This is a genomic window from Microbacterium dauci, from assembly GCF_030065535.1.
GTDB lineage: Bacteria > Actinomycetota > Actinomycetes > Actinomycetales > Microbacteriaceae > Microbacterium > Microbacterium dauci.
In genome coordinates this window covers 218298-240873 of the sequence record NZ_JASJND010000004.1, presented here as the reverse complement: position 1 = coordinate 240873, position 22576 = coordinate 218298, and the positions used below count along the sequence as shown (strand labels likewise).

The 22576-nt window shown below is 70.0% G+C and carries 25 protein-coding genes; 14 read left to right on the top strand and 11 right to left on the bottom strand.

Annotation, left to right across the window (positions count from 1 at the left end; all coding sequences use genetic code 11):
- Positions 1-2: 2 nt before the first annotated feature.
- From QNI14_RS06130 to QNI14_RS06095, 8 genes are all read right to left on the bottom strand, one after another.
- Complete coding sequence (locus QNI14_RS06130; RefSeq protein WP_283715566.1) at positions 3-1898, bottom strand: YhgE/Pip family protein; 1896 nt, start codon at positions 1896-1898, stop codon at positions 3-5.
- Positions 1895-2605, bottom strand: coding sequence for a hypothetical protein (locus tag QNI14_RS06125; RefSeq protein WP_283715565.1), 711 nt, complete (start codon positions 2603-2605; stop codon positions 1895-1897). Before QNI14_RS06125 ends, QNI14_RS06130 begins: the two co-directional genes overlap by 4 nt.
- Positions 2602-3213: a TetR/AcrR family transcriptional regulator gene (locus tag QNI14_RS06120; RefSeq protein ID WP_283715564.1), complete on the bottom strand. Its 612-nt coding sequence runs from the start codon at positions 3211-3213 to the stop codon at positions 2602-2604. Before QNI14_RS06120 ends, QNI14_RS06125 begins: the two co-directional genes overlap by 4 nt.
- 152 nt (positions 3214-3365) lie before the next feature.
- Positions 3366-4808, bottom strand: a complete 1443-nt coding sequence (gene argG / locus QNI14_RS06115; RefSeq protein WP_283715563.1) for an argininosuccinate synthase — start codon at positions 4806-4808, stop codon at positions 3366-3368.
- Between the two features lie 66 nt (positions 4809-4874).
- Positions 4875-5585, bottom strand: coding sequence for a Pr6Pr family membrane protein (locus QNI14_RS06110; RefSeq protein WP_283715562.1), 711 nt, complete (start codon positions 5583-5585; stop codon positions 4875-4877).
- Between the two features lie 145 nt (positions 5586-5730).
- Positions 5731-6561, bottom strand: coding sequence for a MetQ/NlpA family ABC transporter substrate-binding protein (locus QNI14_RS06105; RefSeq protein WP_283715561.1), 831 nt, complete (start codon positions 6559-6561; stop codon positions 5731-5733).
- A gap of 36 nt (positions 6562-6597) precedes the next feature.
- Positions 6598-7320, bottom strand: coding sequence for a methionine ABC transporter permease (locus QNI14_RS06100; protein ID WP_283715560.1), 723 nt, complete (start codon positions 7318-7320; stop codon positions 6598-6600).
- Positions 7317-8300, bottom strand: coding sequence for a methionine ABC transporter ATP-binding protein (locus QNI14_RS06095; RefSeq protein WP_283715558.1), 984 nt, complete (start codon positions 8298-8300; stop codon positions 7317-7319). The genes QNI14_RS06100 and QNI14_RS06095 overlap by 4 nt, the downstream gene beginning before the upstream one ends.
- A 196-nt stretch (positions 8301-8496) precedes the next feature.
- On the opposite strand from QNI14_RS06095, the gene QNI14_RS06090 reads away from it, so the two are divergent.
- From QNI14_RS06090 to QNI14_RS06040, 11 genes are read left to right on the top strand one after another with little or no spacing between them, the layout of a single operon-like run.
- Positions 8497-9783, top strand: a complete 1287-nt coding sequence (locus QNI14_RS06090; RefSeq protein WP_283715557.1) for an adenylosuccinate synthase — start codon at positions 8497-8499, stop codon at positions 9781-9783.
- Between the two features lie 3 nt (positions 9784-9786).
- Complete coding sequence (locus QNI14_RS06085; protein ID WP_283715556.1) at positions 9787-10908, top strand: lactonase family protein; 1122 nt, start codon at positions 9787-9789, stop codon at positions 10906-10908.
- Between the two features lie 43 nt (positions 10909-10951).
- A complete protein-coding gene (locus QNI14_RS06080; protein WP_283715555.1) occupies positions 10952-11782 on the top strand; it encodes a hypothetical protein in 831 nt (276 codons plus the stop codon).
- Positions 11779-12528 (top strand): hypothetical protein, encoded by a 750-nt coding sequence (locus QNI14_RS06075; protein ID WP_283715553.1) that lies wholly within the window; start codon positions 11779-11781, stop codon positions 12526-12528. The genes QNI14_RS06080 and QNI14_RS06075 overlap by 4 nt, the downstream gene beginning before the upstream one ends.
- Before the next feature lie 12 nt (positions 12529-12540).
- Positions 12541-14154, top strand: coding sequence for an AAA family ATPase (locus QNI14_RS06070; protein ID WP_283715551.1), 1614 nt, complete (start codon positions 12541-12543; stop codon positions 14152-14154).
- An 8-nt stretch (positions 14155-14162) separates the two neighbouring features.
- A complete protein-coding gene (locus tag QNI14_RS06065) occupies positions 14163-14366 on the top strand; it encodes a DUF2997 domain-containing protein (protein WP_283715549.1) in 204 nt (67 codons plus the stop codon).
- Positions 14363-15097: a 4Fe-4S single cluster domain-containing protein gene (locus tag QNI14_RS06060; RefSeq protein ID WP_283715548.1), complete on the top strand. Its 735-nt coding sequence runs from the start codon at positions 14363-14365 to the stop codon at positions 15095-15097. The genes QNI14_RS06065 and QNI14_RS06060 overlap by 4 nt, the downstream gene beginning before the upstream one ends.
- The gene (locus tag QNI14_RS06055) at positions 15094-15597 is read left to right on the top strand and encodes a hypothetical protein (RefSeq protein ID WP_283715547.1); all 504 of its coding nucleotides are present in this window, start codon (positions 15094-15096) and stop codon (positions 15595-15597) included. The genes QNI14_RS06060 and QNI14_RS06055 overlap by 4 nt, the downstream gene beginning before the upstream one ends.
- Positions 15594-16382: a ComEA family DNA-binding protein gene (locus QNI14_RS06050; RefSeq protein ID WP_283715545.1), complete on the top strand. Its 789-nt coding sequence runs from the start codon at positions 15594-15596 to the stop codon at positions 16380-16382. The genes QNI14_RS06055 and QNI14_RS06050 overlap by 4 nt, the downstream gene beginning before the upstream one ends.
- A complete protein-coding gene (locus QNI14_RS06045; protein ID WP_283715544.1) occupies positions 16379-16519 on the top strand; it encodes a hypothetical protein in 141 nt (46 codons plus the stop codon). The genes QNI14_RS06050 and QNI14_RS06045 overlap by 4 nt, the downstream gene beginning before the upstream one ends.
- Positions 16520-16560: 41 nt before the next feature.
- A complete protein-coding gene (locus tag QNI14_RS06040; RefSeq protein ID WP_283715543.1) occupies positions 16561-16851 on the top strand; it encodes a chorismate mutase in 291 nt (96 codons plus the stop codon).
- Positions 16852-16876: 25 nt separating this feature from the next.
- Here the strand turns inward: QNI14_RS06040 and QNI14_RS06035 are convergent, their stop codons facing one another.
- From QNI14_RS06035 to QNI14_RS06025, 3 genes are read right to left on the bottom strand one after another with little or no spacing between them, the layout of a single operon-like run.
- A complete protein-coding gene (locus tag QNI14_RS06035) occupies positions 16877-17572 on the bottom strand; it encodes a hypothetical protein (RefSeq protein ID WP_283715542.1) in 696 nt (231 codons plus the stop codon).
- The gene (locus tag QNI14_RS06030) at positions 17569-18465 is read right to left on the bottom strand and encodes an ABC transporter ATP-binding protein (RefSeq protein ID WP_283715541.1); all 897 of its coding nucleotides are present in this window, start codon (positions 18463-18465) and stop codon (positions 17569-17571) included. The genes QNI14_RS06035 and QNI14_RS06030 overlap by 4 nt, the downstream gene beginning before the upstream one ends.
- Positions 18462-18854, bottom strand: coding sequence for a GntR family transcriptional regulator (locus QNI14_RS06025; protein WP_283715540.1), 393 nt, complete (start codon positions 18852-18854; stop codon positions 18462-18464). Before QNI14_RS06025 ends, QNI14_RS06030 begins: the two co-directional genes overlap by 4 nt.
- A gap of 422 nt (positions 18855-19276) precedes the next feature.
- On the opposite strand from QNI14_RS06025, the gene QNI14_RS06020 reads away from it, so the two are divergent.
- The 3 genes from QNI14_RS06020 (at position 19277) to QNI14_RS06010 (ending at position 22566) form a co-directional block, all read left to right on the top strand.
- A complete protein-coding gene (locus tag QNI14_RS06020) occupies positions 19277-20569 on the top strand; it encodes a quaternary amine ABC transporter ATP-binding protein (RefSeq protein ID WP_283715539.1) in 1293 nt (430 codons plus the stop codon).
- Positions 20569-21552: an ABC transporter permease gene (locus tag QNI14_RS06015; protein ID WP_283715538.1), complete on the top strand. Its 984-nt coding sequence runs from the start codon at positions 20569-20571 to the stop codon at positions 21550-21552. Before QNI14_RS06020 ends, QNI14_RS06015 begins: the two co-directional genes overlap by 1 nt.
- Positions 21553-21651: 99 nt before the next feature.
- Complete coding sequence (locus QNI14_RS06010; protein WP_283715537.1) at positions 21652-22566, top strand: glycine betaine ABC transporter substrate-binding protein; 915 nt, start codon at positions 21652-21654, stop codon at positions 22564-22566.
- Positions 22567-22576: the final 10 nt, after the last annotated feature.

Below are 22576 nucleotides of genomic sequence, written 5' to 3'. Positions count from 1 at the left end.
CCTCAGCCGATCAGGCTCGGCTGCAGGTCGCGCATCGTCCGGCGGAACGTCATGCGCGTGACCCCGGCGACGGCGAGCAGCAGGGCGCCGACGAGCCACGTCGCGAGCACCGCGGCATCCGCCCAGGCGCGGCCAGCGACACCGCCGTACATGACCTGCCGCATCGCGTCGACGACGTACCCCATCGGCAGCACGTGGTGCAGGGCCGCCAGCGGAGCCGGGAGCGTCTGCCACGGGAACGTGCCGCCGGCGGTCACGAGCTGCAGCACCATCAGCACGAGGCCCAGGAACTGCCCGACCGACCCCAGCCACACGTTCAGCGCGAGGATGATGGCCGCGAAGGTGGCCGACGCGAGCAGCAGGATGCCGAGGGTCGGCAGCGGATGCGTGAACGAGAAGCCGAGCGCGATCGAGAGCACCCCGAACAGCGACACCATCTGCACGGCGCCGAGGGCGGCCGGCGTCAGCCATCCCGCGATCGCGACGCGGACGGGGGAGCGGAGCGCGGTCACCGCACGACGGGACACGGGCTTCACGATGAGGAACAGTGCGTAGATCCCGATCCACCCGGCGAGGGCGGCGAAGAACGGGGCGAGTCCGGCGCCGTAGTTCTGCGCCTGGGTGAGCGAGTCCTCGGCGACACCCACCGGGTCGGCGAGGGTCGCCGCCTGCGCGGCGCGGGTCTCGGCGCTGTCGTCGGGCAGCTTCTCGGCGCCCGCCTGCAGGGCGTCGCGGAGCGTGCCCGCACCGTCCTCGAGTCGGTGGATGCCGGTGGCCAGCGAGTGCGCGCCGGTGTCGAGTTCATGGGCCCCGGCATCCGCCGTCGCGATGCCGTCGGCGAGGGTGTGGGCTCCTGTCGACGCCGTCGCCGCCCCCTTTGCGAGAGTGGAGCTGCCGGCGGCCACCTGGGACGCGCCGTCGTCGAGCGCGTCGATCTGCGAGACGGCCTGCTGCACCCTGGTGTCGAGGTCGTCGACGCGGGTGCCGATGGGGTCGAGCACGTCCAGCACCTTCGCGATCTGCGCGTCGTCGAGTCCCTGGTCGGTCAGCGCGCTCGTGAGGTCGCTGCGGAGGGTGGGGACGGCGGAACTCACCCGGTCGGTGACCGATCCGACGCGGTCGGCGACGCTGCGGAGTTTCGCGGTGCCGCCCGAGACCTGCGCGGCGCCGGAGGAGAGCGAGCGCAGTCCGTCGGCGAGCGTGTCGACACCCGACGCGAGCGTCCTCGCGCCGCCCTCGAGCTTCGTCGTGCCCGCGGCCAGGGTGCCCGCGCCGTCCGCGAGGGTGTCGGCACCGTCACCGGCGGTCACGAGGCCGTCGGTCAGGGTGCCGGCGCCGTCCGCGGCGTCGAGGAGCTTCACGCGCACGGTGTTCAGCGCGTCGAGCATCGTCAGGCCGGCTTCGCGGACGACCTTCTCGCTCACGGTCGTGCGGATGCGCTCGACCGCCTGCGTGCCGATCGTCGAGGCGAGGTAGTTGTTGGCGTCGTTCGTCGTCAGGTCGATCTCGGCCTGACGCGGGTTCGCCGACGAGATCGAGGCGACGGCGGCGGTGAAGTCGGCGGGCAGGGTGACGGCGAAGTCGAACGCGCCGTCATCGAGGCCGCGGCGGGCACCGGCGGCATCCACTTCGTGCCAGTCGAAGCTGCCGTCCTCGAGCAGCGAGTCGGCGACCTCGTCGCCGAGGTTTCGGGCGCTGCCGTTGAGCGTCGCGCCCTCGTCGCTGACGACCAGGGCGACCGGCACTTGCGACAGGTTGCCGTACGGGTCCTGGTTCGCCCACAGGTACAGCCCGCCGTAGAGGACGGGCACGAGGGTCAGGGCGATGAGGGCGATCACCCGCATGCGGGTGGAGGTGAGCCGCCGCAGCTCGGCGGCGAACAGGGCGGGGATCTTCACGGACGGATGCCTCCGGTCGAAGGGCGAGCGGTGACGGATGCCGGGCGGCGGCGCGCGCGGCGGAGCGCGGCGCCGGCGCGGATCCGCGGCCGACCGACGTGCGCGGGCGCCGTCGTCGCGCTCGGCGTGAGCGCGGTCGCCGCGGCCGTCCCGGCGATGACGAGCACGGCGAAGCCGCGGGCGGCGAACTCCTCGGCGATTCGCTGCCAGTGCACGGGATCCCCGCCGTGGCGGTCGGGCGAGACGAGGACGAGGGCCTCGATGCCGCGGCGGAGCGCCGCGAGCTCGAGCAGCATGCGGATGCGGTCGTCCGCCGGGACCTGGCCGAACGGTGTGCGGGTGAGGTGGCGCCAGCCGTGGTCGTCGAGCCAGTGCCGGGCCGACAGGGGGTCGGCGCGGCGCCCCGCGAACATGAGCTCCTCCTCGACGACACCGACGACGGCGACGTCGGGGGCCGGGTCGTTGACCTCGGGGGCGTCGACGAGCGCGGCGACGCGGCGCAGCCGACGGGCGCCGCTGTGTCCGCCGAGGGTCACCGTGCCGGCATCCGGACGCATCCGTCCCGTCGCGATGAGACCGAGCACCGAGGGGCGCTGCTCGGTCTCGGCGGTGGCGAGGGTGACACGTCCCGTCTCGAGGACGAGCGAGGTGGGGGGCAGGATGCCGCCGTCCTTGCCCTTCGCGACGGCGTCGAGGGCGATCCTCATGCGCGCGCCTCCGCGAGCACGGCGTCGGCCTCGCGCCACCCGAGCCCCGCGACACCGAGGATCGCGCGGACGGCCACTCCGGCGGCATCCGGTCGACTCGAATCCAGCCGCGTGATGACGGTGCGTGCCGCCTCTTCGACGAGGCGCGCGACCGTCGTGACGTGCAGGTCGCCGCGGAGGGTGCCCTCGCAGCGACCGCGGTCGACGATCTCGAGTACGCGGCGGCGGACGGGGGTGAGGATGGCGGCGGTCTCGCCGACGTGGGAGTCGTCGAGGGCGACGGCGGCGGCGAACTGCACGTGCGCGGCGCCTTCCCAGAGGGCGAGGGCCAGCCGGGCGAGGGCGAGCGGCGCGGGGCCGTCGTCGTCGACCGTGTCGGCGACGACGTTGAAGCGCTCGGCGCCGGCGTGGATCATCTCGCGGATGAGCGCGTCGCGATCGTCGAAGTGGCTGTAGAGGGCGCGGCGGCTGAGTCCCGCGGCACGTGCGATCGTGTCGACGGAGGCATTCGGGTCGGCCGCCAGGGTCTGTGCCGCAGCCGTCAGCAAGCCGGCGCGGTTGGCGACGGCATCGCGCCGGGTGCGGCGGGGAGCGGAGGAGTCGGTCACGAAGCCAGTGTAATTATCTTGCACACATGTGTGCAAGATAATTCAGCGAACCCACAGCGGCTCGCTCGTCAACTACTACCTGGACGTGGCTCGTCCGCCGCTCGGGCGAGACCCGTGCCCGGGTCGCGTGCCGCCCGCCGCGAGGCTGAGGCTCAGTCGGCGCCGAAGTCGAACGAGGCGGACTCGCCGGCCTCGTCGAAGGCCTCGGCGAGTTCTTCGCGGGAGGCGTCGAACGGCATCGCGTGGCCGGTGATCTCGGCCGCGCCGCCGCGCTCGAGCTCGCCGACGAGCTCGCCGGTCGCGCCGCCGATGAGGCCGAGCGACACGAAGTGCTCGAGGCGGGCACGCGAGTCGGCGATGTCGAGGTTGCGCATGGTCAGCTGGCCGATGCGGTCGGTCGGACCGAACGCCGCGTCGCCGACGCGCTCCATCGAGAGCTTTTCGGGGGAGTACGACAGGTTCCGCGACTCGGTGTTCAGGATCGTGTAGTCCTCGCCGCGGCGCAGGCGCAGGGTGACGGTGCCGCTGATCGACGACCCGACCCAGCGCTGGATCGACTCGCGCAGCATGAACGACTGCGGCTCGAGCCAACGGCCCTCGTACATGAGGCGGCCGAGGCGGCGACCCTGCTCGTGGTACGTCGCGAGGGTGTCTTCGTTCAGGATGCCGTTGACGAGGCGCTCGTACGCGATGAACAGCAGCGCCATGCCCGGCGCCTCGTAGACGCCGCGGCTCTTCGCCTCGATGATGCGGTTCTCGATCTGGTCGCTCATGCCGAGGCCGTGGCGCCCACCGATGGCGTTCGCCTCCATCACGAGGGCGACGGCGTCGGCGTACTCGACGCCGTTGATCGCGACGGGGCGACCCGCCTCGAACGTGATCGACACGTCCTCGGTCTCGATCTCGACGGCCGGGTCCCAGAACCGCACGCCCATGATCGGCTCGACGATCTCGAGCGAGACATCGAGGTGCTCGAGCGTCTTCGCCTCGTGGGTGGCGCCCCAGATGTTGGCATCCGTCGAGTAGGCCTTCTCGACCGAGTCGCGGTACGGGAAGTCGTGCGCGACGAGCCACTCGCTCATCTCCTTGCGGCCGCCGAGCTCGGTGACGAAGTCGGCGTCGAGCCACGGCTTGTAGATGCGCAGGGCGGGGTTGGCGAGCAGGCCGTAGCGGTAGAACCGCTCGATGTCGTTGCCCTTGTAGGTGGAGCCGTCGCCCCAGATGTCGACGCCGTCCTCCTTCATGGCGCGCACGAGCATCGTGCCGGTGACGGCGCGGCCGATCGGGGTCGTGTTGAAGTAGGTGCGTCCGCCCGAGCGGATGTGAAAGGCGCCGCACGAGAGGGCGACGAGGCCCTCTTCGACCATCATCGGCTTGCAGTCGATGAGGCGCGAGCCCTCGGCGCCGTACTGCAGCGCGCGACCCGGGATCGACTCGATGTCGTCTTCGTCGTACTGGCCGAGGTCGCCGGTGTAGGTGAAGGGGACGGCGCCCTTGTCGCGCATCCACGCGACGGCGACGGAGGTGTCAAGGCCCCCGGAGAAGGCGATGCCGACGCGCTCGCCGACGGGCAGGGACTGGAGGACCTTCGACATGCCTCGAGTCTACTGAGCGCGGATGCCGCGTTTCGGCCGCCCGCGTACGGTCGGCCCGGGTCGTGGTCAGCTCTGGGCGACGGATGCCGCGGCGCGGCGTGCGCGCAGGCGGCCGATCCACACCACGAGCGCACCGACTGCGACGAAGGCGAGTGCGATGCCCACGATGTAGGCGCCGACCCCGCCCCATCCGTTCACACCGTTCGGGTTCAGGAACGGGTAGGGGTACCAGAACGCGACGCCATCGGTGGGATCGACGACGAACGGGCCACGGATCAATGTGTAGACGATCCAGGCGATCGGGAACGACAGGATCACGAAGATCGCTCGCCAGCGAAGGGCGCGACGCATCGGCGCGACGAGCAGGTCGAGCACGAGGAAGGCGGGCGCGATGACGTGCATCACTTCGTTCGCCCAGGCCACTTGATCGTCACTCGGTGCCAACCCGCGTAGCAACAGGTTGTAGACGATGCCGGTGATCGCCAGGTAGCTCGTCGCCGCGGCGAGCACGACCGCGAGGCTGAGTGGTTCGGTGGTCTCGTGACGCGGCCGCATCCAGAACCACAACGCTGCCGCGAGCAGCGCGACGGCCGCCAGCAGGTTCGAGAGGATCGTGAAGAAGCTGAAGTAGTTGGCGATCGTCGTCGCGAGGTCGCGGCCGTCGTCGATCGTGTCGGTCACGGTGGAGACGAATTGCGCGACGACTGCGGCGATGATCGTGGCCGCGGCGAGCAGACGGGCGACCGCCCACGTCGCGGCCCAGGGGGTGGAGCGCATGCCTGGAACCGTAGCCGCTCCGCGGCAGCTCCGTCCGTTTACGAACGGTTTTGGGTGCTTCAGTGGCGCTCAGAACGCCCAAAGTCGTGCGTAAACGGAGAGGGGCCCCGCACGTGGTGTGCAGGGCCCCTCGAGCGTGGCGGTGTCAGCCGTTCACGACGGGGACGACGAGGCCGCCCCAGGTCTCGTTCTCGAAGTCGGCGGTCTCCTGCGAGGTGAGCAGCTCGTAGAGCTTCTCGATGCGCGGGTCGTCCTTGAGCTCGGGCGTCGTGGCGAGCACGTTGTAGTACGGGCTGTCTTCGCCCTCGAGCAGGATCGCCTTGTCGCTGCTGAGCCCGGCGGGCAGGGCGAAGGAGATCGTCACGAATGCGGCATCCACATCGGGGAGCGCCTGCGGAAGCGTGGCGTTCTCGATCTCGCGGAACTCGAAATCGCGCGGGTTGGCCGTGATCCCGGACAGGTCGACCACGTCGTCGGTGGTCTCGATGAGGCCTTCCGCCGCCAGCAGGAGCAGCGCGCGGCCTTCGTTCGTCGGGTCGTTCGGGATGGCGATCGTCGCGCCGTCTTCGAGCTCGTCGAGGCTCGAGACCTTGTCGGAGTAGAACGCGGCGCTCGGCAGGTACGCCTCGCCGACGCTGATCAGGTCGGAGCCGGTCTGCTCGTTGAAGTTGTCGAGGAACGTCTGGTTCTGGAAGAGGTTCGCGTCGATCGAGCCGTCGACGACCGCCGTGTTGGGCGTGTTGTAGTCGGTGAACGGCACGAACTCGATCTCGAGACCGGCCTCGGCGGCGCTCGTCTCGGCGATGTGCTGCAGGATGTCGCCGGCGGGCGTCTGGAGGGCACCGACCTTGAGCGTGCCGAGGCCTTCACCGTCTGCGGGCGCGGTGTCGTCGGAGGCGCCGGCCGCGCAGCCGGTGAGTGTGAGCGCGACGACGGCGGCGGCGGCGAGGACGGTGGAGCGGAGCGTGCGGGACACGGAGGTTCCTTTCATCGGGTGGAGCAGGGGCCGGCGTCAGAGCGCGCCGGAGATCTCGGTTCGCCGGCGCCGTGATGAGGACGAGCGGCGTGCCAGCCGGCGTGCGCCCCAGGCCGCGAGGCTCTGCAGCACCATGACGATGGCGAAGATGATGAGGACGACGGCGACGATGTGGATCCAGCTGTACTGCTGGTAGCCGTACCGGATCGCGACGTCGCCGAGGCCGCCGCCGGCGACGGTTCCGACCATCGCCGAGAAGTTGATGATCGAGGTGACGGTGGTCGAGAGGCCGAGGAGCGCCGACGGTGCGGCCTCGGGGAGCAGTACCTTGATGACGAGCTGCCAGCGGCTGGCGCCGAGCGACGATGCCACTTCGAGCAGCCCCGGGTCGACTTCCTTGATCGCAATCTCGACCATGCGGGCGAAGAACGGGATCGCGACGGCCGACAACGGGACGATCGCTGCCGTCGAGCCGATGAAGGTGCCGACGATGAGCCGGGTGAACGGGATGAGCGCGACCATCAGGATGATGAACGGCACCGACCGGCCGAAGTTCACGATGAAGTCGAGCGTCTTGTTGATGACGACGCCCGCAGTGCGCGACCCGAACGGCTTCTCGAGGAAGCGGCCCTGCTCGGTGCCGACGAGGATGACGCCGAGCGGGAGCCCCACGATGATCGTCACCGCGAGGGCGACGCCGACCATGTAGAGCGTCTCGCCCGTGGCCTTCAGCAGGATGTCGAACAGTTGCTGGTTCATGCCGCGACCCCCTGGAGGACCTCGACGAGCAGGCCCTGGCCGCGCAGGTCTGCGATGACGGATGCCGCGACCTCGCCGGGCACCTCGAGACGGGTACGCCCGGCCTGGGTGCCGGCGATCCGCTCGACGGCGGCGCCGAGGATCGAGACGTCGACGCCGTGGTCGCGGGCGAGCCGCGCGATCACCGGGCGATCGGCGTTGCCGCCCGCGAACGTGATGTCGATCACCGTGGCATCCGCCGGCACACCCTCGGGGATCGGGCCGAGCGGGAAGAGCTGGCCGGTCAGGCGCGAGCCGGGCGTCTTGATGACGTCGACGAGGCGACCCTGCTCGACGACCTTGCCGGCCTCGATGAGGGCGGCGGAGTCGCACGTCGACTTCACGACGTCCATCTCGTGGGTGATGAGGAGGACCGTGAGGCCGAGCTCGCGGTTGATGCGGCGGTAGAGCTCGAGGATCGACGTGGTCGTTTCGGGGTCGAGCGCGCTCGTCGCCTCGTCCGAGAGCAGGACGCTCGGGCGCGCGGCGAGGGCGCGGGCGATGCCCACGCGCTGCTGCTGACCACCCGAGAGCTCGTGCACCGAGGCATCCGCTCGGTGACCGAGCCCGACGAGGTCGAGCATCTCCTGCGCGCGGGCGCGGCGGTCCTGGCGGCTCGTGCCGTCGAGCTCGAGGGCGAGCTCGACGTTGCCGCGGACGCTGCGGCTGTTCAGCAGGTTGAACCGCTGGAAGACCATGCCGATGCGGCGGCGTGCGGCGCGCAGGTCGCTCTCGCGCAGCGAGGTGAGCTCGACGTCGTCGACGGTGACCGTGCCGCTGTCGGGGCGCTCGAGCAGGTTGACGATGCGGGCGAGCGTGCTCTTGCCCGCGCCCGACTGCCCGACGATGCCGAAGACCTCGCCGGTGGGGATCGTCAGCGAGACGTCGTCGACCGCCGCGACGCCGCCGTAGCGCTTCGAGACGTGTTCCAGCGCGATCACCGGTGTCCCCTTCGGTGGAATGGATGCCGCGGGCGCGGCCGATGCTCCTATCCCAGTGCCGCCGCGCACGCCGCCCAAATCGTGTGACGCCCCGTGTCGGCTGCGGTTGCGCGAATCCGGAGCCGATGCCCCGGCGGGCTCGGAGGCGGCGCCCGATAAGATGGGGTGTAACCGTCCGATAACGGGGGAGTAGCCCATGCCAGGGATTGTGATCGTCGGCGTTCAGTGGGGAGACGAGGGCAAGGGCAAGGCCACCGATCTCCTGGGTGAGCGGACCGACTGGGTCGTGAAGTTCAACGGCGGCAACAACGCCGGCCACACCGTCGTCATCGGTGACGAGAAGTACGCGCTCCACCTGCTGCCCAGCGGCATTCTGTCGCCCGGCGTCAACGCGGTCATCGGCAACGGCGTCGTCATCGACCTCGAGGTGTTGTTCGCCGAGCTCGGCGCGCTGCAGGCCCGCGGCGTAGACATCTCGCGCCTGAAGGTGAGCGCGAACGCGCACATCATCACGCAGTACCACCGCACCCTCGACAAGGTCACGGAGCGGTTCTTGGGCAAGCGCATGATCGGCACGACCGGTCGCGGCATCGGCCCGACCTACGCCGACAAGATCAACCGCACCGGCATCCGGGTGCAGGACCTGTTCGACGAGAACATCCTGCGCCAGAAGGTCGAGGGTGCCCTCGACCAGAAGAACCACCTGCTGGTGAAGGTCTTCAACCGTCGCGCGATCACGGTCGACGAGGTCGTCGAGGATCTCCTCTCCTACGCCGAGCGGCTGCGCCCGATGGTGTGCGACACCGGTCTGCTGTTGAGCCAGGCATTGGATGCCGGTGAGGTCGTCGTCTTCGAAGGCGGCCAGGCGACGATGCTCGACATCGACCACGGCACCTACCCCTTCGTCACGTCGTCGTCCGCCACCGCAGGTGGTGCGGCCACCGGCTCGGGTGTCGGCCCGAACCGCCTCGACCGCATCGTGGGCATCGTGAAGGCCTACACGACCCGAGTCGGATCGGGCCCGTTCCCGACCGAGCTGTTCGACGAGAACGGCGACTTCCTGCGCTCGCGCGGATTCGAGTTCGGCACAACGACCGGCCGTCCGCGCCGCGTCGGCTGGTACGACGCCCCGATCACGCGGTACGCGACCCGGATCAACGGCATCACCGACCTCGTGCTGACCAAGCTCGACATCCTTACCGGCCTCACCGAGATCCCCGTCTGCGTCGCATATGACGTGGACGGCGAGCGGTTCGACGAGGTCCCGGTGAACCAGTCGGACTTCCACCACGCGACGCCGATCCTCGAATACTTCCCCGGCTGGACCGAGGACATCTCGACGGCGCGCACGTTCGAGGACCTCCCGGTCGCGGCGCAGGAGTACGTCCTCGCCCTGGAGAAGATCAGCGGCACCCGCATCTCGGTGATCGGTGTCGGTCCTGCTCGTGACGCCGTGGTCGTGCGGCACGACCTGCTCGACTGACCCGTGCGGTACCTGCTCGGCGGGTACTCGGCGGATGCCGGTGGCTCGGCGCCCGGCATCGGCCTGCTGACCGCGGGGTCGGCGGACTCACCGCTCGCGAGCGGTCCGCTCGGGTTCGGCGGGGACGTGGCCGCTGCGGTGTCGCCGTCGTGGCTGGCGTGGCATCCGTCGCTCGAGGTCGTCTACGCGGCACTCGAGACCCGCGGTGCCGTGCAGGCCTACCGGCGGACCGGTGACACGTCGTTCGCACCGCTCGGCCAGCCGGTGCGCGTCGGCGACGGGCCCTGCCACGTGCTCGCCCTCTCGCAGGCGCTGGTCGTCTCGAACTATGGCGACGGTCGCGTCGTGCGGGTCGCGCTCGACGCCGAGGGTCGCCCGGGCGCGGCGAAGGTGTGGACGGATGCCGCGCCGTCGGCGGACGACGAACCCGTGCTCGACCTCGCCTCGGCGGCACGCGCGCTGCGTGAGGCCGCCGGTGACGAGTACGCGCATCTGATCCCCGACGTGCCGGAGCCCGATGCCGCGGTTGCGGAAGCGACCGGCCCGGTGTCCCGGGCACATCACGCGACCGCACTGCCGGGTGGGCTGATCGCGACGACCGACCTCGGCCTCGACCTCGTCCGCATCTGGCGCGCCGGTCGCGAGTGGCAGCGCGTGCAGCTGCCCGCCGGCAGCGGGCCGCGTCATGCCGTGTGGCATCCGAGTGGGCATCTCTACGTCGTCACCGAGACGTCGAACGAGATTTTCGCGCTCGCTCCGGATGCCACCGACGTGTGGCGCCTCGTCACCGGCGTCGCGCTCGGCGGGCTGCCGACCGACGCCGCCGCCGAGCTCGCGCTGTCGCACGACCGCGAGGTGCTCTATGCGGCGCTCCGCGGCAGCGACACGATCGCCGCCGTCCGCATCCGCGGCGGCGGGGAGACCCTCGCGGCCGTCGCGCTCGCCGAGGCCGGGGTCACCTGGCCGCGGCACCACCTCGTTGCCCGCGACACGCTGCTCGTCGCGGGGCAGCAGTCCGACGAGGTCGCGTCGCTGTCGCTGGACCTCCGCACCGGGGCGCCCGGCAAGGTGCGGCACCGGACAATAGCACCGTCGCCGACGATGATCCTCCCCTTCCCGACCTGATCGGACCGGCGGGTAGCCTGGGGCCGTCGAGGCGGAGGGGCACATGAGTTCGGGGCGAGTGGCGGGGACAGGCACCGGCATGTACGCGGGCGCGCGGATCGCCGGATTCAACGCGCTCGTCTGGGTCATCGGTCTCGTCGTCGCCGGCTCGGTCGCCTGGTTCTACGCCGACGAGGGCGGGTTCGATGTCGAGGGCGTCGGCGGTGTCGACGACGACTATCGCCTCGCCCCATGGGAGGCGGACGCACCGGTTCTCGCCACCGACCTCGGCGACGGACGGTACGAGGGGCGCGACGGCGCCATGATCAGCCTCACCGGCGTCGACGTCGACCAACCGCTGGTGCTCACTCCGGAGGACGGGACCTACCTCTTGGGTGTCTGGGTGACCGGCCCGGGTGGCCGGATCGTCACCGCGGGCGAGTACGGGGACCCGCCCGACTTCGATTACCTCTCGGACGACAGCGTCGTCGTCTTCGTGACCCAACCCGACGTCGAGCTGTGGGTGAACGGACCGAACGACGACACGTGGAGCGCGACCCTGTCGGTGGGCGGCGTGCCCGCGGCATCCGAGGTCGTGTCGGGGTTCGAGTCGGACCTCTTCGTCTACGACGGCGGCGCCAGCACCGCACGGCTCAGCGCGCGCGGCGACGGCGACGTCATGATCACCGCGACGACGATCCACGGGACGACGACGGTGCTCTCGGCCGAGACGCCGCTCGACCAGTCGATCGCCTGGGCCGATGCCGACCGGGTGCTGTTCGACGTGGAAGCGTGGGGCGACGCGGGGTGGCGGATCGAGTTCCCGCCGGATGTCGCTGGAACAGATGACCCCGCGAAGGATGACGCGACGCCGACGCCGGGAGCGACGCCGTGAGCCTCGCCGACGCCCGCATCCGGCGCTTCTCGGTGTTCACGTGGCTCGGCGGGACCGCCGCAGCGGTAGTCGTGGCCGTGATGACGATGCCGTTCCTCGCGATCAACCCCGAGACCGGTGGCCTGCTGTTCCAGGACCCGAACGAGCACGAGTACCGACCGTGGACCGATCCCGGCGCAGCGGAGGTCGTCGTCGAGGACGGTCGGATCGTCGGGAGCGCCGACACCGGCTTCCTGGACCTGCCTTCGGGTGACGAAGTGTGGGTGCTCGGCCCGTTGACCGGCGGGCAGGACGACAACACGGCCGTCTATCAGCAGCTCGACCGGAGTGTCGGCGTCGCAGAGGATCGTCCCGAGTTCCTGGGCCTCTTGACCGGCACCCGCGAGTTGGTCGTCTTCCCGGGTGCAACGGACGGGCGCCTGTGGTTCTCACCCCGTCTCACCGACTGGACCGCGCCCGTGCAGCTCGAGACCCCGACGCCGATCGAGGCGGCAACCGTCTCGGGCGAGGGCGACGCCCTGCTCTCCTATCGCGGCGACGCGCTCAGCGGCCGGTTCGTCTTCGACGGCGATGGGTTCTTCACCGTGGACGCCATCACCCCCGGCGTCATCACCGACCTCGTCGAAGGCGTCGACGAGGTCGACGCCCGTGCCTCGTGGGGCGCGGGCGAGGTCGTCGTGTTCCGAGTGAACGCCGACGACGGCCCCTGGACGATCACCCTCGACGAACCGGCATCCGCCCCGTAGAAAGGACCGGCAGTGACCTTCGCGCAGACCCTGGACGAGGCCTTCAAGGCCCGCCTCCCGCTGTTGTACCTCGAGACGGGCGAGGAGGTGCGCGCCGTCGCCGCGATCACGGATGCCGCGCACGCGCAGCGGAACCGCCGCGCGGTGTGGACGTGGACCTCGGCGCTCGGCCTCATCGGGCCGGACGGCAAGAGCGTGTCGAACACCGCGAACCCGGCGCGTGCACTCCAGCACATCGCGGGGGTGCACGAACCGAGCGTGTTCGTGTTCTGCGACCTGCACGCCTACTTCGGCACCGAGCACCGCGCAGGCGACCCCGCGATCGTGCGGACCGTGCGCGAGACCGCACTGGAATTCCGGCACGGCGACGTGTCGCGCACGCTCGTGGTCACCGCCCCCGTGCGCGTGATCCCGCCCGAACTCGACGAGCTGACGCACCTCTTCGACTTCCCGCTGCCGACGGCGGACGAGATCCGTGGGCTCCTCGACACGATGATCGACAACAACGCGCGCGACATCGAGGTCAGCGCCGATGACGCCGCTCGCGAGCAGTTGGTGCACGCGGCGCGCGGGCTCACGATGGCCGAGGCCGAGAACGCCTTCGCCCGGGCGATGGTCAACGACGGCACCCTCTCGGGCGCCGACATCGACGTCGTGCTCGACGAGAAGCGCCAGGTCGTGCGGAAGTCGGGCGTCCTCGAATTCGTGAAGGCCGGGATCGACCTCGACGACGTCGGCGGCCTGAACAACCTCAAGCGCTGGCTCGAACGCCGCAACGGGTCGTGGTTGCGCGGCGCGCAGGACTACGGGCTCCCGGCTCCGAAGGGCGTGCTCATCACCGGCGTGCCGGGCTGCGGCAAGTCGCTCACCGCGAAGGCCACGGCGGCCTCGTGGGGGCTGCCACTTCTGCGCCTCGACATCGGGCGCATCTTCTCGGGACTGGTCGGTTCGAGCGAGCAGAATCTCCGCACCGCCATCGCGACCGCAGAGGCAGTCGCGCCGTGCATCCTGTGGGTCGACGAGATCGAGAAGGGCTTCTCGAACACGACCGGGCAGGGCGACTCGGGGACGACGGCTCGCGTGTTCGGCACATTCCTGACCTGGATGCAGGAGAAGCGGCATCCGGTGTTCGTCGTCGCCACGGCGAACAACATCGACGTCCTGCCGCCCGAGTTCATGCGAAAGGGACGATTCGACGAGATCTTCTTCGTCGATCTCCCCACCGGTGTCGAGCGCGAGGTGATCTGGGACCTGCAGCTGCGCAGCCGGGCGACGGAGGCGAACGGGCTCGAAGCGATCGCCGGCGATGCCGCCGCCGTCGACGCCCTCGTGTCGGCCAGCGAAAACCACTCCGGTGCGGAGATCGAGCAAGCCGTCGTGTCGGCGCTGTACGAGGGGTTCAGCACGAAGGGATCGGTCACCCTCGACACGATCTCGGGCGTCGTCGGCTCGATGATCCCACTCGCCGTCACCCAGGCCGAAGAGGTGCAGCGCATCCGCGAGTGGGCCGCTCAGCGCGCCGTCCGCGCCACCGGGTCGGAAGACTTCGACTCGGCGGAACTCGCGGGGGCGGCATCCGAGGGACCGCTCTCGTCACGCCGTGGCGGTCGTACCGTGGACTACTGAGGAGCATCATGAAGCAGCTTGTCGTTCAGCTCCGCGCCGACGGATCGGTCGCGGCGGAGACGTTCGGGATGACCGGGCCCGAGTGCCTGGAGTACATCCAGCAGCTCGAGGCGCTCCTCGACGCCGAGACCGCCTCGTCGCAGTTCACCGACGACTACCACCGGGTCGGTGCACCCGTCTCGTCGGAGTCGCACGTCGAAGAGGGATTGTGAGCACCTCGCTCGGCCAGGCGGGGGGCGCGACCTCGCTCGGCACCGCGATGCCCGCAGCCTGCGACGGTCCGCTCCGCTGGGCCCGCTTCGTGCCGGCGACCGAGGCCGAGGGGCCCGGCGTGCGCGCCGCGATCTGGGTGCAGGGGTGCGCGGTGCGGTGCCCCGGCTGCTTCAACCCCCAGCTCTGGGCGGCGCGCGGCGGCTCGCTCGACGACCCGACGACCCTTGCCGACCGCTGGGTGGCCGACGCGCTCGCCGCGGGTGCCGAGGGCGTGACGCTCCTCGGCGGCGAGCCGTTCGACCAGGCCGCCGCCATGGCCGCGGTCGCAGAGGCGTTCCGCGCCGCGGGCCTCACGGTGATGGCCTTCAGCGGATACACCCACGAGCGACTCGTCGAGTGGGCCGCGGAGCGCCCGGACATCGCGCGGCTGCTCGCAGCGACCGACCTGCTCTGCGACGGGCCGTACCTGCGCGACCTCCCCGACACCACGCGGCCCTGGATCGGGTCGCGCAACCAGGAGATCCGCGCCCTGACGCCGGTCTACGCCGAGCGGGTGCGCGAGATCGCGGCATCCGGTGGCGCGGATTCGCTCGAGGTACGCATCGCCCGCGACGGCACGGTCGCCGTCAACGGGTGGGCGACGGATGCCGCGCTCGCGGCGCTGCTGGACGATCTGGGGGTGCGCGGCGACCGGCTGGCATCCCGTCGTGTGAGAGAGGACCTGTCATGAGCATCTCGCTGATCCTGATCCCCGCCGCCCTCGCCGCCGCGGCGGCCGTGAGCGCGACCGGGATCGCAGGCGCCGTGAGCGTCGGGAGGGGAGACCGCGCGGACGGTGACGGCGGCGGCGCGGTGCCTGTCGCCGTGCAGACGCGGATGAAGGACGAGGGGCTGCTGGCTGCGGCGCTCGCCGACCTCGGCGCGTCGACGGTCTCTTCGGTGGGCGGGACGCTCCGGGCGACGGTCGACGGCGTGGAGATCGAGATGGCCCGGAACGATGACGGCATCTGGGCCGCGCATCTCGAGCGCGTCGACGGCCACGAGTTGACCGAGGCCGAGGCGGCGTCGGTCATCGAGCGGTTGGATGCCGCGTACGCGACGCATGTGCAGCGTGCTGTCGCCGAGCGGATCCGCGCCCGCGCCGACACCGCCGGGTTCGAGCTCGTCTCCGAGACGCGCGACGACGAGGACACCCTGACGATGGTGCTGAACGTGAAGGACCATGCATGACGACGCCCCGCTCCGCGCAGGCACCCGGGTACGGGTGGTTGTTCGGCATGAGCACCTGGATCCTTCCGGTGCTCTTCGGTCCCGGGTTCGCCTGGCTCGGGTTCCTCGTCGTCGGCGCGGTCTCGCGCCGCGTGGCGGCGATCGTCGCCGGCATCGTGATCTCGATCGTCGCGGTCACGCTCGGTGTCGAGCTGTGGGGTGGCTTCGGCGACCTCGTCAACTCGATCGTGCACCTCGGCGGCATCCTGTTCGCCCTGGCGCTCAACCCCGGGTGGCTGCGCACCATGTGGGAGCGGCGGTCGGTCGGGCAGAATCTGCTCACTGGCGCTGGGGCGGGTGGCGTGGCATCCGCTCCGGCAGCACCCGCGAAGCGTCAGCCGCCGCGCTCGTCGCGTCGTGGCAAGCGGAATCAGCGGGCGAAGGATGCCGCGGCGAAAGCGGCCGCGGCGCAGCGGGCGACTGCGCCCGCGAAGAGCGACGCAGCACGGCTCGCGGCCGACCTCGGCGCCGATTCGAGCGATCTGCTCGCGACGAGGGAGCCCGCTGAGCCCGTCGACGTGCAGACCGCGACCGCCGACGAGCTGCGTGAGCTTCCCGGCATGGACCGCACGAAGGCGCGTCGCCTCGTGAAGGAGCGCACCAAGCGCGGCGGGTTCTCGTCGCTCGAGGACTTCGGCGAGGTCGCCGGTCTGCAGCCGCACGAGATCGTGCGTCTCCGTGCCGCGGCGACCTGCTCGCCCCGCCCCCGGAGCGCCCGCAGCTTCGGCCGTCGCGTCGACCTGTGAGCCGTCCGGCGGTCGACCCCCGCACGTGTCCGACGTGCGGCGATCCGCTGCGATTCGAGATCCTCGACGATGAACGGTTCCTCGTGGTGTGGTCGTGCCTGAACTGCGGGCTCGTGCGCACGACCGAGCCGACGTGAGCTGCGGCATCCGCTCGCGATAGGGTCGGCGCGGAGGAATCATGACCGACCCGATCGCCCAGCTGCACAGCCTGCGTTCCAGCATCGACAACATCGACGCTGCGCTCATCCACATGCTCGCGGAGCGCTTCCGCTGCACGAAGCAGGTCGGTGTGCTGAAGGCGGAGTATGGGATGCCGGCATCCGATCCCTCCCGCGAGGAGCAGCAGATCGCCCGCCTCAAGCGGCTCGCCGCCGATGCGGACCTCGACCCGGAGTTCGCCGAGAAGTGGTTCAACTTCGTCGTCGCCGAGGTCATCCGCCACCACACGGCAGCGGCCGAAGAGCGCTGACGCGCTCCCCGGCCGCGGGCCGCGATCAGGCGACGGTGCGCCGCAGCATCCCGTAGGACGCGATGCCCAGCACCGCGGTCACGGCGAGCATCGCGGCACTCAGGCTCGGCGCGGTGAGGCTGCCGAACCAGGCCATGACCTCGGGCCACGCCTGCAGCTGCCCGATCAGCCACATCGCGCCCACGAGCACGAGCGCGAGCCCGACCAGGGTGACGGTGAGGATGAGATTGCCCCACCGCTTGTAGACCGTCGCACCGCAGAAGCCGACGACGAAGAACAGCAGCGCCAGCGAGAAGAAGAACAGCCCCGCCACAACCGGTCCGTACTCCCACACCCAGGTGAGGCGGAACATGTAGCCGCCGATGCCCCACCCAGCGGTCCACTCTTCGATGAAACCGCCGATCACGAACAGGGCGGCGAGTCCGAACGAGGTCATCGCCGCAGTGAGCAGCGTGCCGAGGAAGAACTCCCTGCGGGTGACGCTCATCGCCTGTGAGAACGGGAAGGTGAGGGTGAGCGCTTGCACGCCGACGACGGCGAAGTACCACAGTGGCGCCTGGGCGCCGCCGCCGAACATGTCGGTGTCGACGCCGTTCGACGCGATCAGCCCGAAGATTGCGAGCGAGATCACGACCGTCCCGCCGAGCACGATGAGCGGCACCCAGATGTAGGTCTGCCGGTTCACCAGCTGCATGCGGACGACGTTCAAGGTGCGGTTCATCGCAGTGCTCCTTCATCGGTAGGGGCGGAATGCTGGGTCTGTCGAACGATGAGTTGTTGCAGAGAGACCGGTCCGACGTCGAGTCCGGATGCCGCGAGCTCGGCGCGCTCGGCGGGGGTGAGGGTGCCGAGCACGGTGACGCTCGTGACCCGGCCGAGGCTCTCGCGGTGGAGGACCTCGCGGCCCGCGACGAACGCCTCGACGGCGGCCGAGTCACCGAGGATCGTCACGGCGCGATCCCGCACCGACTCGGTGTCCTCGTCCATGATGATCCGGCCACCGTCGATCACGATGACGCGTTCCAGGAGGTTCGCGACCTCGTCGATCAGGTGGCTCGACAGGATGATCGTGCGCGGATGCTCGGCGTAGTCCTCGAGGAGCCGGTCATAGAAGATCTGCCGCGCTACGGCATCCAATCCCAGATACGGCTCGTCGAAGAAGGTGATCTCGGCGCGCGCGGCGATGCCGATGATGACGCCCACGGCGCTGAGCTGGCCGCGCGAGAGCTTCTTGATCGTGCGCTTCAGTGGCAACTGGAAGTCGGCGATGAGGCGCTCGGCGAGGGCCTGATCCCAGTTCGGGTAGAACAGCCGGGCGATGCGGAAAGCGTGCAGCGGGGTGGCGTCGTCGGGGTACTTCTGACTCTCACGGACGAAGCACATCCGACGCAGGACGCCCGCGTTCTCGTAGGGCGCTTCGCCGAAAACGCGCACGTCCCCGCTGGTGGGGAAGTTCTGCGCTGTCAGGATCGACATGACGGTGGTCTTGCCGGCGCCGTTGCGCCCGAGCAGTCCGTAAATCGAGTCCCTCTCGATCGTGAACGAGATGTCGTCCACCGCGGTCTTCTCGCGGTAGCGCTTGGTGAGGTTCTTCACCTCGATGACGGCGGTCATCGTGTCGTTCCTTCCGTGGTCGTGGCGGTGCTGGAGGCGGCGCGCTCGGTGAGCAGTCGCGCCAGGTCGTCGGGGCCGAGCCCGAGCTTGCGGGCTTCGGCGAGGAGGGGGTCGAGGTAGCGGTCCGCGAACGCGGTCCGCCGTTCGGTGAGCAGCAACTCGCGGGCGCCGTCGGCGACGAACATGCCGATGCCGCGCCGCTTGGTCAGCACGCCTTTGTCGGTGAGCATGGCGATTCCTTTCGCAGCGGTGGCGGGGTTGATGCGGTAGAACGCGGCGAGCTCGTTCGTCGACGGAGCCTGCGCCTGCTCGGCGAGGCTGCCGTCGATGATCGAGTCTTCGACGCTCTCCGCGATCTGCAGGAAGAGCGGACGTCCTTCTTCGACCATTCCGACTCCCCTCTGGCTCGGGATGAACCGGTTCGTGGGTTAGTTACATGACTAAGTAACCAAAGAACCGAGCGCACGTCAACCCTCGATTTCGACCCCAGCGGATGCCGCGCGCCCGCGCGAATACCCGAGTGGTCGGCGTCCGGCAAGGGGCGCGCTCGGTTTGATCCCTGTGAATGCATTACATATGGTCGATGAGGGCCTTGTGCCCGACGACGACCAGTCCGCGGTCGCTCGAACCGGTTCTCTCTGGGGATGCCGGCGCCGGGCGGGCGTACGGTCGGCGGTCTGGGGAACGATCCCGATGTTCGTTTCCGGAGCGCTGCGCTGGAGGTGTTCTTCGAACGCTCGCGCGCGCCTGTGATCGCCACCCGGGCGCAACCGATGCGGACGCCTGCGCGCGCCCGCCGAGGTGCAGACACGTGACCACCCCCGCAGTCGAAGCGAAGGGCCTGTACAAGGTCTTTGGACGGAATCCCGCTCTGGCGGTGAAACGCCTGAAGGCAGGCGAACCCCGCGAGAAGGTGAAGGACGCGGGGACGGCAGCCGTCATCGACGCGAGCTTCACGGTCGAGCGCGGCGAGATCTTCGTCATCATGGGGCTCTCGGGCTCAGGCAAGTCGACGATCATCCGCATGCTGAACGGTCTGCACGACGCGACCGGCGGCGAGGTGCTCGTCCACGGCGACCCCATCACCGGCATCCCGGCGTCGAAGCTCCGCGGCATCCGTCGCGAGCGCATCGCCATGGTCTTCCAGCACTTCGCGCTGCTCCCGCACCGCACCGTCGCGGCGAACGTCGCGTACCCGCTCGAGCTGCAGGGGGTCGGCAAGACCGAGCGCCTCGCCAAGGCCGAGGAGATCCTCGAACTCGTCGGGCTCGGCGGCTGGGGCGACAAGCTCCCATCGGCGCTCTCGGGCGGCATGCAGCAGCGCGTCGGCATCGCCCGCGCGCTCGCCGCCGACACCGACATCCTGCTGATGGACGAGGCGTTCAGCGCGCTCGACCCGCTCATCCGTCGTGAGATGCAGGAGCAGCTGCTCGAGCTGCAGCAGAAGCTGCAGAAGACGATCGTCTTCATCACGCACGATCTCAACGAGGCGATGTTCCTCGGTGACCGCATCGCCGTCATGCGCGACGGTCGGATCGTCCAGATCGGCACGCCCGAAGACATCCTCACCGACCCGGCCAACGACTACGTCGAGCAGTTCGTACAGGACGTCGACCGCGCCCGCGTGCTGACCGCCGCGAATGTCATGGAGCGCCCCGGCACCGTCTCGGTCACCTCAGGCACCGGCCCGCGCACCGCGCTCCGTGCCATGAGCGACAACCGCATGGCCGCCATCTACGTCACCGACCGCGGCCGGAAGCTGCTCGGCATGGTCACCGACCGCGACGCGCTCAAGCTCATCCGCCGCGGTGAGACCGACCTCACCACCATGCTGAAGCCGGTGGCGCAGACCGTCGGTCAGGACGACGTCCTCATGGACCTGTTCGTCCCCGCTGCAGAGTCCCCGCTGCCACTGGCCGTGACGGATGCCGAGGGTCGACTCGTCGGCATCATCCCGCGCATCACGCTGCTGACCGCCCTCGGCCCGCAGACGACCGAGACCACCGAGATCCCGGTGATCCTTGACCCGGTGTCGCAGACCGAGATCGACGAGGTGCTCGCGGCCGTCGAAGGTTCGACCCCCGACACGGAGGAGGTGCGCTGATGGACGGCTTCCGCATTCCCATCGGAGACTGGGTCGACGCAGGCGTGGACTGGATCCGCGACAACCTCGGCTGGCTGCTCTCGGCCATTTCGAGCGCAGTGAGCTGGCTCGTCGACACGCTCGCCGACGCGCTCCTGAACCTGCCGATCGTCGCGGTGATCGTCATCCTCGCGATCCTCGCCTGGGCCTTCCGCTCGTGGCAGTTCGCCCTCGGCACCGTGTTGAGCTTCGCGCTCATCCTCGGTGTCGGACAATGGGTCAACGCGATGCAGACGCTCGCGCTCGTCCTGATCGCCGCACTCATCGCGGTGATCATCGCCGTGCCCGTCGGCATCGCCGCCGCCAGGAACGACCGCCTCAGCGCGGCGATCCGGCCCGTGCTCGACCTCATGCAGAGCATGCCGGCGTTCGTCTACCTGATCCCGGCGATCGTCTTCTTCAGCATCGGCGTCGTCCCCGGCGTCGTCGCGACCGTCATCTTCGCCCTCCCACCGGGCGTCCGCCTCACCGAGCTCGGCATCCGCGGCGTCGACTCCGAGACGGTCGAAGCCGGCCACGCGTTCGGCGCGACACCCGGCCAGATCCTCCGCGGCGTGCAGCTGCCGCTCGCGATGCCCAGCATCATGGCCGGCGTCAACCAGCTCATCATGCTCGCCCTGTCGATGGCCGTCATCGCCGGTATCGCCGGCGCCGACGGACTCGGCAAGGAGATCGTCCAGGCCATGTCGACCGTCGACATCGCGAAGGGCGTCGAAGCCGGCCTCAGCGTCGTCATCCTCGCCGTCTACCTCGACCGCCTCACTGCCGCCCTCGGCAACCTGCGCGGGCAGCGCTGGTCGCTGCTGGGCATCCTCGCCCGTCGTCGGACCGGCAAGGGCAGCACCCCCACCGGCGGCGCGACGCCGCGGGCGGCATCCGCCGAGGCGAAGACCGAAGCAGAGCGCGAGCAGGCGTCGCCCCGGCGCGCCGGCGTCGCGGTCTGACACCCCAGACGTGCGGCCGCGCGAGCGACCGCACGGTCCGGATGCACCCGGACCACAGCACGATACGGAACGCACGCAATCACATACGGAAGGTTCACGATGAACAAGCGACACCTCACCGGTCTCGTGGCGCTCGGCGCCGCGGCATCCCTCACCCTCGCCGGCTGCGCCAGCGGCAACCAGGCCGAAGGCGGCTCGGGCGAAGGCGGCGACGCCAGCCTCGGCACGATCACGCTGGGCTTCCTGCCCTCGTGGACCGACGGCCTCAGCACCGCGTACCTGCTCGAGGACCAGCTCGAGAAGATCGGCTACACGGTCGAGATGGAAGAGCTCACCGAAGCCGGCCCGCTCTATGCCGGGCTCGCCCAGGGCGACGTCGACATGTACCCGTCGGCGTGGCCCGAGGTCACCCACGCGTCCTACATGGAGAAGTACGACGGCCAGATCGACGACATCGGCGCCTACTACGAGGGTGCCGTCCTCACGATCGCCGTCCCCGACTACGTCGACATTGACTCGATCGAGGATCTCGCCGACAACGCCGACCGCTTCGGCGGCAAGATCTACGGCATCGAGCCGGGCGCCGGCCTCACCAAGCAGACGCAGGAGTCGATGATCCCCGAGTACGAACTCGAGGACTCGTTCGAGCTCGTCACCTCGTCGACCGCCGCGATGCTCACCGAGCTCGACAGCGCGATCGCCGCGGAGCGCGACATCGTCGTGACGTCGTGGCGTCCGTTCTGGGCGAATGACGCCTACGGCCTGAAGGACCTCGAAGACCCGCGCGGCGCCATGGGCGAGCCCGAGGCGCTGCACTTCTTGGGGACCGCCGGCTTCGCCGAGGAGTACCCCGAGGCCGCCGAGCTGATCGCCGGCATCAAGCTCACCGACGAGACCTACGCCTCGCTCGAGGACATGGTCGTGAACGAGTACGGCGAGGGCAAGGAGGCCGAGGCCATCGACGCGTGGATCGAGGCGAACCCCGACGCGTTCGAGACGCTGATCGCCGAATAAGCTGCGGCAT

Bases quoted from the DNA above. Each gene is read 5' to 3' on its own strand.
- QNI14_RS06040 (WP_283715543.1), top strand. From the start codon at position 16,561: ATGACCGACCCGATCGCCCAGCTGCACAGCCTGCGTTCCAGCATCGAC.
- QNI14_RS06050 (WP_283715545.1), top strand. From the start codon at position 15,594: ATGACGACGCCCCGCTCCGCGCAGGCACCCGGGTACGGGTGGTTGTTC.
- QNI14_RS06025 (WP_283715540.1), bottom strand. From the start codon at position 18,854: ATGGTCGAAGAAGGACGTCCGCTCTTCCTGCAGATCGCGGAGAGCGTC.
- argG (WP_283715563.1), bottom strand. From the start codon at position 4,808: ATGTCGAAGGTCCTCCAGTCCCTGCCCGTCGGCGAGCGCGTCGGCATC.
- QNI14_RS06035 (WP_283715542.1), bottom strand. From the start codon at position 17,572: ATGAACCGCACCTTGAACGTCGTCCGCATGCAGCTGGTGAACCGGCAG.
- QNI14_RS06100 (WP_283715560.1), bottom strand. From the start codon at position 7,320: ATGAACCAGCAACTGTTCGACATCCTGCTGAAGGCCACGGGCGAGACG.
- QNI14_RS06055 (WP_283715547.1), top strand. From the start codon at position 15,094: ATGAGCATCTCGCTGATCCTGATCCCCGCCGCCCTCGCCGCCGCGGCG.
- QNI14_RS06110 (WP_283715562.1), bottom strand. From the start codon at position 5,585: ATGCGCTCCACCCCCTGGGCCGCGACGTGGGCGGTCGCCCGTCTGCTC.
- QNI14_RS06010 (WP_283715537.1), top strand. From the start codon at position 21,652: ATGAACAAGCGACACCTCACCGGTCTCGTGGCGCTCGGCGCCGCGGCA.
- QNI14_RS06090 (WP_283715557.1), top strand. From the start codon at position 8,497: ATGCCAGGGATTGTGATCGTCGGCGTTCAGTGGGGAGACGAGGGCAAG.
- QNI14_RS06065 (WP_283715549.1), top strand. From the start codon at position 14,163: ATGAAGCAGCTTGTCGTTCAGCTCCGCGCCGACGGATCGGTCGCGGCG.
- QNI14_RS06030 (WP_283715541.1), bottom strand. From the start codon at position 18,465: ATGACCGCCGTCATCGAGGTGAAGAACCTCACCAAGCGCTACCGCGAG.
- QNI14_RS06125 (WP_283715565.1), bottom strand. From the start codon at position 2,605: ATGAGGATCGCCCTCGACGCCGTCGCGAAGGGCAAGGACGGCGGCATC.
- QNI14_RS06080 (WP_283715555.1), top strand. From the start codon at position 10,952: ATGAGTTCGGGGCGAGTGGCGGGGACAGGCACCGGCATGTACGCGGGC.
- QNI14_RS06015 (WP_283715538.1), top strand. From the start codon at position 20,569: ATGGACGGCTTCCGCATTCCCATCGGAGACTGGGTCGACGCAGGCGTG.